Annotated in this window: 11 protein-coding genes; 3 read left to right on the top strand and 8 right to left on the bottom strand. The window is 63.0% G+C overall.

Going from position 1 to position 17,806, the window contains the following annotated elements:
- Positions 1-6 precede the first annotated feature (6 nt).
- Together ACWGKN_RS05625 and glmS are read right to left on the bottom strand one after the other, a co-directional pair.
- Complete coding sequence (locus ACWGKN_RS05625; protein WP_452094853.1) at positions 7-2,805, bottom strand: M16 family metallopeptidase; 2,799 nt, start codon at positions 2,803-2,805, stop codon at positions 7-9.
- Positions 2,806-3,105: 300 nt separating this feature from the next.
- Positions 3,106-4,947, bottom strand: a complete 1,842-nt coding sequence (gene glmS / locus ACWGKN_RS05620; RefSeq protein WP_452094852.1) for a glutamine--fructose-6-phosphate transaminase (isomerizing) — start codon at positions 4,945-4,947, stop codon at positions 3,106-3,108.
- A gap of 208 nt (positions 4,948-5,155) precedes the next feature.
- On the opposite strand from glmS, the gene pyrE reads away from it, so the two are divergent.
- Complete coding sequence (gene pyrE / locus ACWGKN_RS05615; protein ID WP_035229253.1) at positions 5,156-5,710, top strand: orotate phosphoribosyltransferase; 555 nt, start codon at positions 5,156-5,158, stop codon at positions 5,708-5,710.
- Positions 5,707-5,883, top strand: a complete 177-nt coding sequence (locus ACWGKN_RS05610) for a dual CXXC motif small (seleno)protein (protein ID WP_424256127.1) — start codon at positions 5,707-5,709, stop codon at positions 5,881-5,883. Before pyrE ends, ACWGKN_RS05610 begins: the two co-directional genes overlap by 4 nt.
- Positions 5,884-5,955: 72 nt before the next feature.
- Here ACWGKN_RS05610 and hflX read toward each other — a convergent pair whose 3' ends face one another.
- The 5 genes from hflX to lon form a co-directional block, all read right to left on the bottom strand.
- Complete coding sequence (hflX, locus tag ACWGKN_RS05605) at positions 5,956-7,566, bottom strand: GTPase HflX (protein WP_452094851.1); 1,611 nt, start codon at positions 7,564-7,566, stop codon at positions 5,956-5,958.
- Between the two features lie 26 nt (positions 7,567-7,592).
- Positions 7,593-9,425, bottom strand: coding sequence for a hypothetical protein (locus ACWGKN_RS05600; RefSeq protein WP_424256123.1), 1,833 nt, complete (start codon positions 9,423-9,425; stop codon positions 7,593-7,595).
- A 10-nt stretch (positions 9,426-9,435) separates the two neighbouring features.
- Positions 9,436-11,178, bottom strand: coding sequence for an NAD+ synthase (locus ACWGKN_RS05595; RefSeq protein WP_424256121.1), 1,743 nt, complete (start codon positions 11,176-11,178; stop codon positions 9,436-9,438).
- Positions 11,175-12,140 (bottom strand): endolytic transglycosylase MltG, encoded by a 966-nt coding sequence (mltG, locus tag ACWGKN_RS05590; protein WP_452094850.1) that lies wholly within the window; start codon positions 12,138-12,140, stop codon positions 11,175-11,177. Before mltG ends, ACWGKN_RS05595 begins: the two co-directional genes overlap by 4 nt.
- Before the next feature lie 117 nt (positions 12,141-12,257).
- The gene (gene lon / locus ACWGKN_RS05585; protein ID WP_035229255.1) at positions 12,258-14,660 is read right to left on the bottom strand and encodes an endopeptidase La; all 2,403 of its coding nucleotides are present in this window, start codon (positions 14,658-14,660) and stop codon (positions 12,258-12,260) included.
- 379 nt (positions 14,661-15,039) lie between these two features.
- Here lon and ACWGKN_RS05580 point away from each other — a divergent pair, with 379 nt between their 5' ends.
- On the top strand, positions 15,040-15,867 hold the full coding sequence (locus tag ACWGKN_RS05580) for an LbetaH domain-containing protein (protein ID WP_035229257.1): 828 nt from the start codon (positions 15,040-15,042) through the stop codon (positions 15,865-15,867).
- 21 nt (positions 15,868-15,888) lie between these two features.
- Here the strand turns inward: ACWGKN_RS05580 and ACWGKN_RS05575 are convergent, their stop codons facing one another.
- On the bottom strand, positions 15,889-17,796 hold the full coding sequence (locus tag ACWGKN_RS05575) for a biotin/lipoyl-containing protein (protein ID WP_424256116.1): 1,908 nt from the start codon (positions 17,794-17,796) through the stop codon (positions 15,889-15,891).
- Positions 17,797-17,806: the final 10 nt, after the last annotated feature.

Here is a 17,806-nt window from a genome sequence, read left to right as displayed (position 1 = left end):
GCCTCGTTATTTACGGCCGTCGGGACGGGCGACCGGAACGACCCAGGCCTTGGCCGCCCTGTCGTTGATCAGGTAGGTAGCGGCCAGAGCCCCCATCTCCTCTTTTGTTACTGCCTCGAAATCGCTGAGGATCGACAGCGGCCAGGCCAGCTGCTGCGGATGGGCGGTCGACTGGGTAAGAACCGATGACAGCCAGTAGGTGTTCGAGCGCACCGCATCCCTGAGCGAGGTCATCATCGGGGCCTTGGCCCGTGCCAATTCCTCTTCCGTCACTCCGCCGCGGCGCAGATCATCGGCGATGCGCAACACCTCATCGCCGACCTTCTTCTCCTGGCCGGGTTGCACGACCATCTGAACCATCAGCATGCCGTAATGCGGGTAGACGCGGCTGGCGGAACTGCCGACTTCGGGTGAATACGTCGCTCCGAGCTTCTCGCGGATCGCCTTGCGCAGCCGGTCATCGAGGACCGAGGCGAGCATGTGCAGCCGGCGGTTGCGGTGGATATCCCAGAAATCGTCAGTCGGCCAGGCGATCAGCAGGATCGACTTGTCGATCGATGAATCCACCTCGGCCGTCAACATCTTCCCGACCGGGAAATGAACTTGCTCGGCCACCGCTCCCCTGCCCTGCCGCGGCGGCAGACCGCCGAAATAGATCGACGCCAGGCGCACCACCTCGTCGCGCTCGAAGTCGCCGACGATCGACACCTCGAGCGGCCCTCCGGTCAACTCGGGCAGCAGCCATTGTCTGATATCTTCGAGACCGACCTTGTCGACGACGGCCCAGGGCGGCATGCCGAATTTTGGATTGTCACCGGCGAGAAAGGGCAGGACCTGGAACTGCATCGCCCCGTCGACGTCGCGTTCCATTCCCTGATAGGCCTGGCGCAGGTCGCGCTTGACGCGCTCAAAGATATCCGGCCGCAGCCCCGGATCAACCGTCATGGTGTGGAGCAGTTGGAACAGCAGTTCGGTTTCGCTCCTGATCGCCTTGCCGGACCAGATGAAACTCCCTTCGCCGACCTTGAACATCGCCCCGACGGTACGGCCGGCCAGCACCTCGTCCAGCTCGGTCCGTGACAGGGTGCCGCTGCCGGAGCCGTTGACGACGCCTGCGGTCAACAGGGCGAGTCCCGGCTTCGGCTCGCCGAGTTTACCGCTGCCGGTATGGATCTCGACCAGCACCTCGTTCTTCTTGAATTCGGTGGGCTTGAGGTTGACCGTCACCCCGTTGGCGAAGACCAGCCGTTCGGCCTCGATCTCCTTGAACGGGACCACCGCGTTGAGGACTCCCGCCGCCGGCTTCTCCAGGTAGGGGAAGGTAGTGCCGGCAGTACTGCCGGCCGCATCGACGGGTTGCTGCGCCGCCTGCCGGAAGACGTCGAGGATCTCCTGGGTGGCGGTCTTGTCGTCCAGTCTGGTGTCGCCGGTCAAGGCGATCAAGCGGCTGTCATTGGCCCAGGATGCCCGCAGGGCGGCATTGACGGCCTCGACATCCAGTGCCGCCAGCAGCGGACCATAGAGGTCCAGTTCCTGCTGCGGCGACATGAAGACTCTGTTTTCATTGAGATGCCGGATGATGTCATTGGCAATGTCCTTGGAGTCCTTGGTGGCGGCAGTCAACACCGCCTCTTCGAGCTTGGCCTTGATCTCCTTCTTCACCCGATCGATCTCCGCCTGGCTCACTCCATAGGTCAGGGCCTGGCGCAGGGTCTGCTCGAGCAGACGCAGGGCCTCCTTCCATTTACCCGGCCGTACCTCGGCTGAAAGGACGGCATAGCCGATCCGGTCAAACATCTCGCCCGAACCATAGAAGGCCCCGGAGAACGGCGTCTCCGAACGCTCCTGCAGCCGCTGCAGCCGGTGCCGGAGGATCAGCGATACCGCATGCCTCCGCAGTTCCGCTGCCTGAAGGGCACGGGAATCGTTTTTCTCTTCGGTATCCCACAGGGATTCGATCGAGACCTCGCTCTTGCCCAGCTCTTCCTCGAAATGATAGAAGCCCTCGATCCCCTTATGCTGCAGATCACCGAAATCAGGACATTCGGCGACGGCTTCGGCAGCGGCAAGACGACCGAAGATCCGGTGCACCAGCGGTTCGACCTCCGCCTTCCGGAAATCGCCGACCACCACCAGGATCATGTTTTCCGGCCGATACCACTGGTCGTAAAATCGCTTGAGCTGCGTTCGATCGGCCTTCTTCAACGTCTCCTCGACGCCGATCGGCATCCTCTGCGGCATCCTGGTCCCGCGCAGGGCAAATTCGCTGCCGGCGACATAGGTGCGGTATTCGGCCGAATCCCGGGCCCGTCGCTCCGACAGGATCACTCCCCGCTCCCGCTCGATTTCCTTCTCCAGCAGCAAGGCCCCGCGGGCATAGTCGGCAAGGACGGTGAACCCCTTCTCCACTTGCGACCGACCGGCGTCGGGGAGGATGACATGGTAGACCGTTTCGTCGAAGGACGTGCGGGCATTGATGTCGCCGCCGAAACTCATGCCGATCGACTGAAAGTACTCCACCAGTTCACCGGGCTTGAAATTGGTCGACCCATTGAACAGCATGTGCTCGAGGAAATGGGCATAGCCGCGCTGCTCATCCGTTTCGTGCAGCGATCCGGCCTGGATGTTGAGATAGGCCGCGACCCGGTTACGCGGTTCCCTGTTTTCCTTCAGCACATAGCGCAGACCGTTGGGCAGGATCCCTCGAACCAGGCTGGGATCGGGATGCAGATCGCTGCGCGAGGACGGCCAGTCCGTTGAGATGCAATCGCTCGCGGCAGCGCCGGACTCGGCAGAGCCGGTCAACGGCGACAAAGCCGTCGAGACTATGAAAGAAATAACGAAAACAATATGTTGCAAATATCCAGACTTGTTCATGGCAAGATCTCGGCGCTATGGTGATGGCAGTCATCGATCAACGATTGACCGGGACGATGGTCTGAAAAAGGTAGAGCATTTTGAGGATATTACAAGGCTGGTGTGAATGGGTGGCCGAAGGGATCGCTGCAACTGGACGACCGCTGCCGCAGGTTGACCGAAGATGGCCGGGGAAAAAGCCGTGCCGCCGGCGTTACCCGTTTGGCCGGCACGGCAATCCCGGTCAGCCTACTCCACCGTCACGCTCTTGGCCAGATTACGGGGCTGATCGACGTCGCAGCCGCGGCGGGTGGCGATCTCGTAAGCCAGCAGCTGGGCCGGAATGGTGTAGAGGATCGGGTTCATATCATCGTGGATCTTCGGCAGCCAGATCACATCGTCGGTAATTGTCCGCAGGTGGCTGTTTCCTTCGCTGCCGATGAGGATCAGCCGCCCCTGGCGGGCCTTGATCTCCTCGACGTTGGAGATCGTCTTCTGGTACACCTCATCCTGCGGCACCATCGCCACGATCGGCATATCCTTGTCGATCAGGGCGATCGGCCCGTGCTTGAGCTCCCCGGAAGCATACCCCTCGGCATGGATGTAGGAGATTTCCTTCAGTTTCAGGGCGCCTTCGAGGGCAATCGGGTACGAGAGACCGCGGCCGACAAAGAGAAAATCACGGCAATCGTAGAAGCCGTCGATCAAGGCGCTGACCTGCTGCTGGATCTTCGGCAGGTGATGATCGATGATGGCCGGAATCCCGATCAGGGCCTGGGCCAGTTCCTGCTGTTTCGCCTGGTCAATGGTCCCGCAGTGGCGGCCGAGAAAAATGGTGAGCAGAAACAGGGCCGCCAGCTGGGAGGTGAAGGCCTTGGTCGAGGCCACCCCGATCTCAGGCCCGGCGTGGGTGTAGACGGTCCCATCCGCCTCCCGGGTCATTGTCGAGCCGACGACATTGCAGATCGTGATCGCCTTCGATCCCATCTTCCTGGCGATCCGCAGACCGGCCAGCGTGTCGGCGGTCTCGCCGGACTGGGAGATGGTGATCGTCAGCACCCGCTCGTCGATGAGCAGGTGGCGATAGCGGAATTCCGAGGCGATATCGACCTCCACCGGGATCCTGGCATACCGCTCGATCCAGTACTTGGCGACCAGGGCGGCGTGCCAGGAGGTACCGCAGGCGACAAGGAAGATGCGGTCGATGTTACGGCACTCCTCCGCCGTCAGATTGATCTCGGCAAGGCTGATCTCCCCCGACTTCGGGTCGACCCGGCCGCTGACGGTGTTGGTGATCGCCTGCGGCTGTTCGAAGATCTCCTTGAGCATGAAATGCTTGAAGCCGGCCTTCTCGGCCATGGCCGCATTCCACAGGATCGTCTGGGGCTGGCGGGTGATCGGCTGCCCCGTGACGAGCGAGGATATCTCCCGGCCCTCCCTGGTGAGCACGGCCATCTCCATGTCCTCGAGGAACACGACCTGGTTGGTGAAGGGCAGCAGCGCCGGGATATCCGAGGCCAGAAATGACCCCTCCTCCGGATGGACGCCGAGGACCAGCGGACTCTGGTTGCGGGCGGCAACGATCAGCTCCGGCTGGTCGGCCCACAGCACCCCGAGGGCGAACGACCCCTCGACCCGCCGCAGGGCCTCGCGTACCGCCGTCGGCAGATCGTCCCGCAGGCAGTCCTCGATGAGGTGGGCAAGGACCTCGGTATCGGTTTCGGAGGAGAACGTATGGCCCTTGGCCTTCAGTTCTTCGCGCAGAGAATGGTAGTTTTCGATGATGCCGTTATGGACCACGACCAGCCGACCGGTACAATCGCTGTGCGGATGGGCGTTGGCGGTCGTTGGCGCCCCATGCGTCGCCCAGCGGGTGTGGCCGAGACCGATATGGGAGGGGGTGACGACCGCCTCGTCGATCAGCCTCTCGAGATTGGAGAGTTTTCCCTGACAGCGGTACTTGGTCAGCGCCCCGTTCTCGAGATAGACCACGCCGGCCGAATCATACCCCCGGTATTCAAGACGCCTGAGCCCTTCCAGCAGTACCGGCACCACACGACGGGGACCGGTATAACCTACGATGCCGCACATACAACTCTCCTCTCCAAAGGCTTGAAACGATGCATACAGGGGACGCTCGGTCAACAACCACAGACTGACAGATAATGGAGACAGAATACCACGCCATTTTCCGGCAACGCGAGTTTTTTCTTTTCTCCCCGGTCCTATTTAAGTAAAATCGGGAACCGTTGCTTTTCCCACGACCGACACCAATCCCTCTCTCCAGGTTGACACTCCCATGAATGAACGACAGCGACTGAAATCGATCCTGCTTGAAAAATCCTACCGTCAGGGTACCTTCACCCTGACCTCCGGCAAGACCTCCGACTTCTATATCGACGGCAAGCAGACCACCCTGTCGGCCGAGGGCGCCTATCTCTGCGGCAGGCTCCTGTTCGGCCTGATCAGGGAGGAGCAAACACCGATCGCCGCCGTCGGCGGGATGACCCTGGGCGCCGATCCCCTGGTTACCGCCGTGTCGATCGTCAGTTATCTGGAGCAGGCGCCGATTCCCGCCTTCATCGTCCGCAAGGAGGCGAAGGGGCATGGCACCGGCAACTATATCGAGGGGCTGAAGAACATGGCGGCAGGCTGCACCGTCGCGCTGATCGAGGACGTGGTCACCACCGGCGGCACCCTGCTCAAGGTCATCGACCGGGTCGAGGCCCAGGGTTTCAAGGTCGGTCTGGTCGCCACCGTGGTCGAACGCGAGGAAGGCGGCGTGGAAGAGCTGGCCAGGGCCGGCTACCGGCTGAAATCGATATTTACCCGAACGGAGCTGTTGGCGCCATGACAATGAAATGCAAGAAGTGTTCGGCCAAACTGGAGGTCCATCGGATGTGCCGCCGGGTCCGCATGCGCTGCACCGGCTGCCGGCAGGAATACCAGATCCATGAGGTGGCCGGCGAACTGGACCGGGAGACCGAGGAGATCCTGGAGAAGTATACCGCCATCATCTACGACTGACGACCACTCCCCTCGCCCCTGCATCTCAGACCGGGCCTCTGCAAAAGGCCCGGGTTCCATCCTGATTTTCGCTCACATCGGCTCAAGGGCCTTGCCCATCATCCGCTCCGCCCGCTCGAGAAACGGCCGCAGGGTCCCGGGATCGATGGCGCTGATCACCACCCCCTCCTTTTCCGCCTCGGCCCGCGCCTGCACCGGATACGGGGCCTTGTCGATCTTGTTGAACACCCGCAGGCAGGGGATTTCGTCCAGCTCGAGTTCGCCGAGCAGCCGGTCGACGACCGCCATCTGTTCCCGGTAGACGGGGTTCGACAGATCGATGACATGGACCAGCAGGTCGGCCTCCTGCAGTTCCTCGAGCGTCGCCTTGAAGGCCTGCAGCAGGGTGTCCGGCAGGTGGCGGATGAAACCGACCGTATCGGTGATGATGACCTCCATCTCGGTCGGAAACCGCAGCCGGCGGCTGGTGGGATCGAGGGTGGCGAACAGCTTGTCCTCGGCGATGATATCGCTGTGGGTCAGGGTGTTGAGCAGGGTCGACTTGCCGGCGTTGGTGTAGCCGACGAGCGAAATCACCGGCAGATCCTTCTTCCGCCGTTTGGAGCGGCGGCGATAGCGCTCGCTGGCGATCGCCTTCAATTCCCCGCCGAGCCGGGCCAGGCGGTCGCTGATGCGGCGGCGGTCGATCTCCAGTCGGGTCTCGCCCGGCCCCCTCGCGCCGATGCCGCCGGTCAGCCGCGACAGGGCGTCGTCGCGGGTCGACAGGCGCGGCAGCATGTACTTCAACTGGGCCATCTCCACCTGCAGCTTGCCTTCCCGGCTCATCGCCCGATGGGCGAAGATGTCGAGGATCAGCTGGGTCCGGTCGATGACCCGGAGATCGGTGAAATCGGTGATCGAGCGGATCTGCGAGGGGTTCAGTTCCTGGTTGAAGATCAGGAGATTGGCGTCGAGCTGGAGGGCCCGGATCATGATGTCAGCCAGTTTGCCTTTGCCGACGATCAGCCGCGGGTTGATCTGGCGCTGGCGCTGGAGCACGGTATCGAGGACCTCGATGTTGTCGGACCGGGCCAGCTCCACCAACTCGCCCAGCGACTCCTCGGCGACGATCTTCGCTTCGGTGCTGACGCTGACCAGAATGGCCCGGTCCTCCCGCCGCTCGACCCGGCGGCGCGCCCGTTGCAGCCGGGTGAATTCACCCTCGAGGGCGTTGATCAGCTCCTCGAACGACTCGTTCTGATTGGCCGGATGCACCGGCGGCAGGAAGGTCCAGCCCCGGCCGGCGGTATCCTCCGGCAGCAGGTGCACCGAATACAGCCGCTCCGGCAGCCCGTCGGCGGTGATCTTGAGCACCGACAGCAGGTCGAGGCGGAGAAACAGCAGATCCATCAGGTCCTCGTCGCTGATATCCTCGCCGCCCGGATGGGTATGGACCAGGCGCAGCCCCCGCAGACGCCCGCCGGCGGTGCGGATCGCGTTGAGCTGAGGGATCATCAGGCCGCTGAAGGTGCCGACGATCACCATCTCGATCTGGCCCGAGCGATGAATGAGCAGGCCGATCTGGCGATTGATCTCGAACGACAGTTCAGACAGGGTCCTGGCGATCTCCGGGGAGACGATCAGGTCGCGGTGGATTTTTTTCCCCGCCAGCCGTTCGAGCAGCCGGATCTGGTTCTTCTTCAACCCGTCGAGATTTCCGGTGAGATTGGCTATGGCGTTACCTCCTGTTGCTTCGCTGATGGTCCGGGCAACTCGTCCGCTTCGGCACCCTGGCGCCGGCAGACCGTGTCGACCGTGTAGTTGTTCCACACCTTGGCATCGGCTTCGGCATGGCAGCCGACACAGATCCCGACCCGCAGGATGCGCCGCAGCTCCTCGCCGTTGAAGGGCCGCAGGTCCGGTCGCGATCCCCGCTGCAGCGGCGTGCCGTCGATCCGGACAAAGGCGTCGAACGGCACGGTGCGGCCGGCGGCGGTGTCCACCCCCTGATCGATGCCGGTAAAGACGAGCCTGCCATCCTCGACCGAGACCGTCCCCTCGCCAAGGCCGACGGTCTTCGGCGAGGCATGGCAGTCGGCGCAGCTGCGGCCCCTGGCCTGGGTGGTGTGGGGATTGATGGCGGCCATCGTGAAGCGGTTGAAGGCCGCATCGATCCCGCCTTCCTTGCCGACCACGGTGACGATGTCCTGACAACCGGGGGTGACGATCACCACCTCGTCCTTCCACACGGCCAGCATCGGCCGTTCATAACGGATATAGGACCGTCCCTCTTCCCACAGCCCCTCGGTCTCCTCCAGGGTCAGCTTGTCGAGATGCCGGCCCCTCGCATCCCGTTTGGCATGGCAGCCGTAGCACTGCGGCACCCAGGTCGAGTGGCAGGCCTCACAGCCGACCCGCCTGTGGCCGCCGTAGTTGCAGACTCCCTCGCGCAGCGGCTTGAGCGGCCGCAGCCGGCCATCGATCTTGCCCTTGAGCCGCCATCCCTCCCCGGTCTTTTCGACATTGTTCAGCGGCTCGCCTTTCCTGGTCGGCGCCGGTTCGTCGCGATGGCATATCTCGCACGATATCTCCAACTGTTCCTCGTAATGGGCGTAGCTGGTGCCGTCGCCCATGATCTCGTTGCGGGTGTGGCAATCGATGCACTCCATGCCCCGGGCATGATGGATGTCGTCGGCGATTTGGAGATAGAATCGCGCTCCCGGCAGCTGCTTCTTCGTCATCCTCCCCTGCTCGTACGGGGTGCCGTAACCCTCCGATTCGAACAGGCCGATATAGGACAGGCCGATGCGCCCTGACCGGTTATGGCAGCGGATGCAGGTGTCGCTGGGGATCGCCTTCTTGACCAGGGGATGAATCTTCTTCCGGTCGGCGGCGGGAGGGGGCGCCATCTCGTCGCCGGAATAGCGGATGTCGCGGACCGGGACCTCGGGCGGATTCTGGAAATGGCAGGCGGAACAGCCACCGCCCTTCTCGTTGAAGAAGGCCGCCTCGCCGGGCAGGTCGTTCTTCTGTTTCCACAGGTGGCAGGTGGCGCACAGTTTGCGAAAATAATCGAGGGCCAGCGAGGTCTGGCCGGACTGCAGCAGCTGCTCGACGGTCAGCTCGGTATTCTGGCTCGACGTTTCCCCCCAGTAATAGAGCAGGGTGCCGAGGATGCCGCGATTGGTGGCCATCAGCGAGTTCTTGACCTTGTGGGCGTCCTTGGGATGGCAGCCCTCGACCGCGCAGGTCTGCTCGACGACCCGGAGGTCGCCGGGGTTGAGGACCATGCCCTTATGGGCGGCCTTTTCGGTCACCGCCAGCGGATCGCCGCGATGGCAGGGGGTGCAGCCGATGACCGCCGGATCGTGGGCGGGATCAAGCTTGACGTCCTTGTGGCAGGACAGACACATATCGATCGTGCCGGCAGTGGTCGTTGTCAGCTGCGGCGGGCGTTTGAGCCGGGTCTCGCGCACGATCAGCCAGGCACAGGCGATAACCACCAGGACCAGGCTCACCGCCGGCACCACGATCCGGCGTCTGCTTCTCCTGCCCTCTTCCATCGCCTGCTGCCTACTCGCGGTAGTTCTGGACGTTGGGATAGCGCCGCCCGTAGCCGAAGGCCTTGCTCGTCACCTTCAGCCCCATCGGCGCCTGTTTGCGCTTGTATTCGTTGATCCGGATCCGGCGGAGGATGTCGCGCACCATGGCCTCGTCGAAGCCCCGGGCGACGATATCGGTCAGGGCAAACCCTTTCTCCAGGTGCATCTCCAGGACCTGATCGAGCATCTCGTACGGCGGCAGATCATCCTGGTCGCGCTGGTCGGGTCTCAGCTCCGCCGTCGGCGCCCGGACGATCGTCCGGGCGGGGATGATCTCCCGCTCCCGGTTGACATACCCGGCCAACCGGTACACCAGCTGCTTCGGGACGTCGGAGATCACCGCCAGGCCGCCGCTCATGTCGCCGTAGAGGGTGCAGTAACCGACCGCCATCTCGCTCTTGTTGCCGGTGGTCAGCAGCAGATGGCCGAACTTGTTGGACAGGGCCATCAGCAGATTGCCGCGGATCCTGGCCTGCAGGTTCTGCTCGGTCAGGTCCTCGGGGCGATCGCCAAACAGCGGCGTCAGGGTCTGGCGGAAGGTATCGAACAGGCCCTTGATCGGGATCACCTCGAAGCGGCAACCGAGCCGCTGCGCCAGCAGCCGGGCATCGGCCAGGGACTCGGCGGCGCTGTAGACCGACGGCATCGCCACCCCGAGGACCTGGTCCGGGCCGAGGGCGGCGACGGCGATCGCGGCGGTCAGGGCCGAATCGATGCCGCCGGACAGGCCGAGGACGACGGACGAAAAACCGCACTTGCGGACATAGTCCCTGACCCCCATCACCAGGCCGTCATGGATCGAGGCCAATTCCTCGACCTCGGCCGGGGCATGCATCTCGCCCCGCCAGTCGGCACTGTCGACAACCACCAGGTCCTCGCTGCAGCCGGCGGCCTGGCAGACGGTTTGGCCATCGCGATCCAGCACATGGCTGCGGCCGTCGAACAGCAGCGAATCCTGGCCGCCGACCTGATTGGCATAGAGGAAGGGGACCTGCCAGGTACGGCAGATCTCGGCGAAGATGGCCTTTCGCGTCAGTTCCTTGTTGCGCTGGAACGGCGAGGCCGAAATGTTGATGACCGCATCGATTTTTTCCCCGCCGGCGCCGGCGGCGGCAAACAGTTCGTCGACCGGCTGGGTCCGGTATTCGCCGATCTGGTGCTGCCAGACATCCTCGCAGACCGTGACGGCGAAGCACAGGTCGTCGACCCGGTACAACTCAGGAATGAGGCCGGGTTCGAAATAGCGGGTCTCGTCGAAGACGTCGTAGGCCGGCAGCAGCCGTTTGTCGGCGCGAAAGACGATCCGGCCGTCCCGCACCGCCACGGCGGAGTTGTACAATCGCTTCCCCTTGCCCCCCTCCCGCCGGACGATGCAGCCGAACAGGACGTCGATATCGGGAAGTTCGGCCAGCAGCCGCGCCAGGGCCCGGTCATGGTCGGCGAGGAAGGAGTCGCGTTCGAGAAGATCCTGCGGCGGGTATCCGGGCAGGGCCAGTTCCGGAAAGATCGCCAGGCGGCACCCCCTGGCGCGGGCCTCGTTGGCGCGTTCCACGATTTTCCGGCCGTTGGCCTGAAAATCTCCTATCACCGGGTTGATCTGTATCAGGGCTATCTTCACCTTGCGCTCTTCTCCTGGCCTGTGCTCGACGTATTCGACATGAACCGCTCCGCCGTTGCCTGCCTGCGGCATCGAGGCGAAGGGTTCCCCGTTCAACCTTTACCGTTTTTTTCCGGCTTTTTCCGCTGGTATTTGAGCACGGCCCGGGAATGCTCTTCGAGGGTGCGGGAAAATTGATGGGTTCCGTCGTTGCGGCCGACGAAATAGAGATAGTCGGTGGCGGCCGGATGCAACGCCGCCTCGAGGGCCGACCGCCCCGGGTTGCTGATCGGTCCGGCCGGCAGGCCGGCCAGCGTGTAGGTGTTGTAGCGGGAAGGCGTCTGCAGGTGTTTCCTGGTGATATTGCCGGTGTAATCATCGATCCCGTAGATCACCGTGGGATCGGACTGGAGCCGCATCCCCCTCTTCAGACGATTGGCGAAGACCCCGGCAATCACCGCCCGCTCTTCGCCCCGCCCGGTCTCCTTCTCCACGATCGAGGCGAGGATCACGACGTCATGCCGGCTGGCATTGCCGGCCGGCGAGGGAGAAAGCTGAGTCCAGACCTCCCGGAACCGTCTGGTCATCATGGTGATCAGTTCCTCCGCCCCTTGAACATCGCGGGTGAGATAATAGGTATCGGGAAAGAGATAGCCCTCCAGGCTGTCGAGTTCGCCAAAGCCGATTGCGGCCAGGAAGGCCTTGTCATGGGTCAGTTGCCTGAACTGCTCGGCGTCGCACCACCCTCCCTGGGCGAAGATCCGGCCGATCTCGTCGAGCCGCAGGCCCTCGGGGATGGTCACCGCATGCTGGATCGGCCGGGCCGCGACCAGCTGCCTGAGGAACTGCAGCGGAGTCATCCCGGTCGCCAGCTCGAACTCGCCGGCCCGGATCCGGCCGGAGTAGCCGAGGAGCCGGGCGAGAACGGCAAAGCGGATATCCTCCTCCACCAGTCCAGCCCCGGCCAGCACCTTCGACATCTCCCTGAGCGGCGTGCCCCGGGCGATGGTCACGACCGCCGACGCCTCCGAGGCAGGAGGCCCGGGGGACAAGGCATAGACGGCGAACCAGCCGGACACCAGCAGACAGCAGCCGCAAAGGAAAAGGGCAGCCGTTCGGACTGCCCTTGATGTCGATGATGGAGATGAAGCCGACGGGTTCGGTGTTGATTCAACCACTGCGAAAACTACCCTTTATTATTCCTTGCGGCTGCCGACCTTTGCCGTTTTCCCCAGGGCGATGCGGACCACCTCATCCATGTCCTTGACCGGATAGAAATGCATCTTGTCCCTGATATCCTGAGGGATTTCGACCAGGTCCTTCTTGTTCAGCTCGGGGATGATGACCTTGTCGAAATCGGCCCGCAGCGCCGCCAGGGCCTTTTCCTTGAGGCCGCCGATCGGCAGGACGCGGCCGCGCAGGGTCACCTCGCCGGTCATCGCCAGGCGCTTGATCACCTTCTTGCCGGTGATCGCCGAATAGAGGGCGGTGGCCATCGAGATGCCGGCCGACGGTCCGTCCTTGGGGATGGCCCCGGCCGGCACATGGATATGGATATCGTTCTTTTCAAAATATCCCGCGTCGACGCCCAGTTCTTCCGACCGGCTGCGGCAGTAGGTCAGCGCCGCCTGCGCCGACTCCTTCATCACGTCGCCGAGTTGGCCGGTGAGCGTCAGTTTGCCCTTGCCCGGCATCAGGTTGACCTCGATCTGCAGCAGTTCGCCGCCGACCTCGGTCCAGGCCAGGCCGGTGACCAGTCCGGGCTGATCGAGCTGCTCGCGTTCGGCCTCGGGCAGGCTCTTGGGCGGACCGAGGTAACGGTCGAGGGTCGTCGCATTGATCGTGTACGGGCCCTTCCCTCCCTCGGCGATCTTGAGGGCGATCTTGCGGCAGACCTTGCCGATCTCCCGCTCGAGGTTCCGCAGCCCCGCCTCGTGGGTGTAATGGCTGATGATGTACTCGATGGTCTCATCGGTCATCTTCATATGGACGGGCTTGATCCCGTTTTCCTTGATCTGCCGCGGCAGCAGGTACTTCCGGGCGATGACGATCTTCTCCTCCAGGGTGTAGCCGGAGAGCCGGATCACCTCCATCCGGTCCTTCAGCGGCCCGGGGATGGTGTCGGTCATGTTGGCGGTGGTGATGAACATCACCTTCGACAGATCGAGCGGCAGGTTGAGGTAATGATCGGAGAACTCGAAATTCTGCTCCGGATCGAGCACCTCGAGCAGGGCCGAGGAGGGATCGCCGCGGTAATCGGAGCCGATCTTGTCGATCTCGTCCATCATGAACACCGGGTTGTTCGACGCCACCGTCTTCAGGCCCTGGACGATCCGGCCGGGCATCGCCCCGATATAGGTGCGGCGATGGCCGCGGATCTCGGCCTCGTCCCGCATGCCGCCGAGCGAGATGCGGTGAAACTTGCGGCCCATGGCCCGGGCGATCGACTGCCCCAGCGAGGTCTTGCCGACACCGGGGGGGCCGACGAAACAGAGGATCGGGCCCTTGGTCGAGGCGTTGAGCTTACGTACCGCCAGATACTCGAGGATCCGCTCCTTGACCTTGTCGAGGCCGTAGTGGTCGTTGTCGAGGACCTCCTTCGCCTCCTTGAGGTCGAGCCGGTCGGTCGTCCCCTTCAGCCACGGGACGTCAAGGATCCAATCGATATAGGTTCTGATGATGGTGGCCTCGGATGAATCGGGGTGCATCATCTCCATCCGGCTGAGCTGCTTCTTGGCCTCCTTGCGGATATCTTTCGGCATCTTGGTCCGCCGCAGCTTGCGTTCGAGGTCCTCGATCTCCTGGATCCTGTCGTCGGTGTCGCCCAGTTCCTTCTGCAGGGCATGAAGCTGTTCACGGAGGAAATACTCGCGCTGCGACTTGCTCATCTCCTCCTTGGCGTCGTTCTGGATCTTGGCCTGGACGGTCGAGACCTCGAGTTCCTTCGACAGCAGGTCGTTGACCAGCCTCAGCCGCTTGACCGGGTCGGTCTCCTCGAGGATCGCCTGGGATTCGACGATCTTCAGCCGCAGGTTCGACCCGACGAGGTCGGCCAGGCGGCCGGGTTCCTCGATGTTGTTGATGATCATCATCAGATCGGCGGAGAGGATGCCGCGCAGCGACATGATTTTCTCGGTCTGCTCGCGCACGGTCCGCATCATCGCCTCGATCTCGACGGTGATCTCCTTGACCTCGGTCTCTTCGATCACCTCGACCGTCACCTGGTAGGATGGTTCGGTGCGCACATAATCCTTGATCCTGGCCTTGGACATTGCCTGGACCAGAACCTTCAGCCGGCCGTCCGGCAGTTTCAGCGTCCGCATCACCATGCAGACCATCCCGACGGAATAGAGGTCCTCCTGCTTCGGGTTGTCCTTGGTCGCGTCCTTCTGGGTCACCAGCATCAGCAGCTTATTCGATCCGAGGGCCTCGTTGACTGCCTCGACCGATCCCGGACGGCCGACAAACAACGGGATGATCATGTAATTGAAGATCACCACGTCGCGCACCGCCATCATCGGCAGCACCTCGGGGATCTCCATCTCCTCGTTGTTGGAGAAATCGTCCATTCCAATGCTCAGCGCATCATTAAATTCCACACATACCTCCGACCGGACTGTGGGGCCGCATACCCCCTGCCCCTCTGTTGCAGGGAAGGCCCGCGTACCGCCTTCCCTGATGATTCACGCTCACATTGTACACTATAAACATCATTAATCCAGAAACCTGTGAAAGACTAAACACGACTTTGCCGAAGTCAAGATATTGCCTGCTGTATGTCCCGAAAGTGCACCGGATTTTTCATTGTGCGGCGGTCCCGACCAGCCGGCCGTCACGAACATCGGCGACGCCGGCCGGTTCATTCCGGTTTCACGTCGACGAGCTGATTTCCGTTGAACTGTTTGAATTTTTCCACCATAGTGACAGTATCTTCCGGGCCTTCTCTGCCCCCATGCCATGCCAACCGATGGAGATGCGATGCTCACCGCCGCCACTTTTTTCGACCTGTCGTCCTTCGGCCACCCGCAGCTGTTCGCCGATGGCGCCTATGTCTGGACCGCGCTCAACCACCTCAAGGGGTACATGAACGACTTCGCCTATACCCTGCCCGACAGTCCGCTCCTGCCCCAGGGCGCACCGCTCACCGCGACGGTGGTGCTGCATGGCGGCCGGGTCCTTGCCGCCGACGGGCTGCAGATCCATTACGGCGATACCACCAGGGGCGGTCTGATCGTCAGGGACAGCGGGGAAATTCTCGTCGGTGCGACGGTGATCATGGGCGGGGCGGTCCTGCTCGGGAAGGAAATCGACTTCGGGACGGGAGTTCTGGTGGAGAGCGGGGCGATGATCAGGTCCCCGGCGATCATCGGCGAGATGAGCGAGGTCCGGCAGGGCGCCTATCTCCGGGGGTATTGTCTCGCCGGCCGGCGCTGCATTCTCGGCCATGCGACCGAGGTCAAGCACAGCATCTTCCTCGACGACGCCAAGGCCGGCCATTTCGCCTACCTCGGCGATTCGATCCTCGGGAACGGCACCAACCTCGGCGCCGGCACCAAGTTCGCCAACCTCCGTTTCCTGCCCGGCAACGTCACCCTCCGGATCGATGGCGAGCGGATCGACACCGGGCGGCGCAAGCTCGGGGCCATCCTCGGCGACCACACCCAGACCGGCTGCAACTCGGTCACCAACCCCGGCACGATCCTCGGCAGGAACTGCGTCCTCATGCCGAACACCACCGCCCCCTCCGGCTACCATAGCGAAGGAACGCTGATTTTTCCCAGCGCCCATAGAAAATCAGGGCGCTAGGACCCGGCCGGGAGTACCGGATCAGTCTTCGAAGCGGTCGATCTTGAAGATCCTGTCGCCCGCCTGCAGCATCTTGCCGATCTTGGCCGAGACGGCATTGACCACCCCGGCGACCTCGCTGAGGATCGGTGTCTGCATCTTCATCGCCTCGATCACCGCCAGCTGATCGCCGACGCCGATCTCGTCGCCGATCTCGACACTGACGGCGCAGATGGTGCCGGCAAAGGGAGCGCGAATATCCCCTTCGGCCGCCAGGGCGGCAATCTCCTCCTTGGACAGCTTGACCTCGGCCCGGACCCCGGGCTGCAGTTCCGGTTCAAAGAGATAGAGCCGCTGGTCGTGGTCGACGTTGAGGTAGACGTTGGTCTCGCCCAGTTCGGTCTTCTGGGTCGGACCGATCTCGACCACATGCTCTTTGCCGAAATGGTCCTTGAAGGTCAATTTGTCGCCGAGGGCGAAGCCGCCTTCGCGGAAAAAGATCGCCGGCGGCAGGACGTAGGCCTTGCCGTAGGTCTCCTCGAACTTGAAGAAATCGACCGCATCGTTGGGATGCTGGAGATAGAGGACCAGCTGCTGTTCGGTCGGCTCCATCCCCAGTTTTTCGGTCAGAACCGCCCGCTCCCGGTCGAGATCGACATCCTCGATGCCGGGCATCCCCTCCTCCGCCTCGACGATTTTTTTCCAATCGGGCCCGAAGGCCTTCTTATAGATCCAGTCGGCCGGCCTGTGGAACGGAAAGGGGCCGTACTTGCCGAGCAGGAGGTTCTTCAGGTCGCCGGAGGGGTTGGCGTAGCGCTCCCCGTCGAGGACATTGGACACCGCCGTCGTCCACAGGATCTGCGAGCCGGGGGTGACGCTCCAGTAGTTGCCGAGGTCCTTCTGCACCCGCGGCAGTTCCTTGTGCAGGATGTCGGGCATCCGGTCGAGAAAGCCGCCCTTGTCCGCCTGCTCGAGGCTCGATCCCATCGCCCCGCCGGGCAGCTTGTGAATCTGCACGGTCGGCTGGAAGCCCTTGATCTGGGCCTCGAACTGGGCGTAGTAGCGCCGTTGGTCACGGATGGTGTCGGAGGTCTCGATCACCGCCTCCTCGCTCATGCCGACGGCGGTATAGCCATACCCCTTCAGGGTCTGGATGACGGTGAGCACCGGCGGCGGACCGTAGAACCCGGTCAGGGCGTGGTCGGAGGCATCGACGATCCTGGCGCCGCTCAGCACCGCCTCGACGATCCGGCCGATCTCGTTGCCGTCGGTGTTGTGGCCGTGATAGTGGATCACCAGGTCGGGGTAGGCCTGCTTCAGGGCATCGACCAGTTCGCCGATCCGCTGCGGCGTCCCCAGGCCGCCATGGTTCTTGATGCAGAGGATGATGTCGGTGCCGGTGACGGCCAGGATCTCGCCGACCTTGCCGACATAGTAGGCGTTGGTGTGCTCGGGCCCGGTGGAGAAGCAGATGCTGGGTTCGTTGATCTTGCCGGCCAGCGCCACCTCTTCGAATACCGCCTCCATGTTGGGGACGTGGTTGAGGAAATCGAAGGTCCGCCAGACGTCGACATACTTGGCGAATTCCCGCACGGTCAGGCGGATGACGTTCTGCGGGTACGGGCGGTAGCCGAAGAGATTGGTGCCGCGGCACAGGGTCTGGAACATCGTCTTCGGCATCGCCTTGCGCAGCAGTTCGAGCTTGAGAAAGGGGTCGACCTGCTTGCGCAGCATGTCGACATGGACCGAGGCGCCGCCGGTGATCTCGAGCGAGAAATAACCGGCCGCCTCCCGTCCCTTGGCCGCCATCAGGTCGGTGTGGAGCAGGATGCGGTTCTTGAAGTCGGCCTGGGAGAGGTCACGGGCCGTGTTGGTGATATAGTAGCCGTCGGCCTGGCGCAGGGTGGCGATGACGGCGGCAGCATCGGTATTCTGAACGATTCTGGTCATATTGGTATCC

Source organism: Desulfoprunum sp., assembly GCF_053613775.1.
This window is presented reverse-complemented; position numbering and strand designations above follow the sequence as displayed.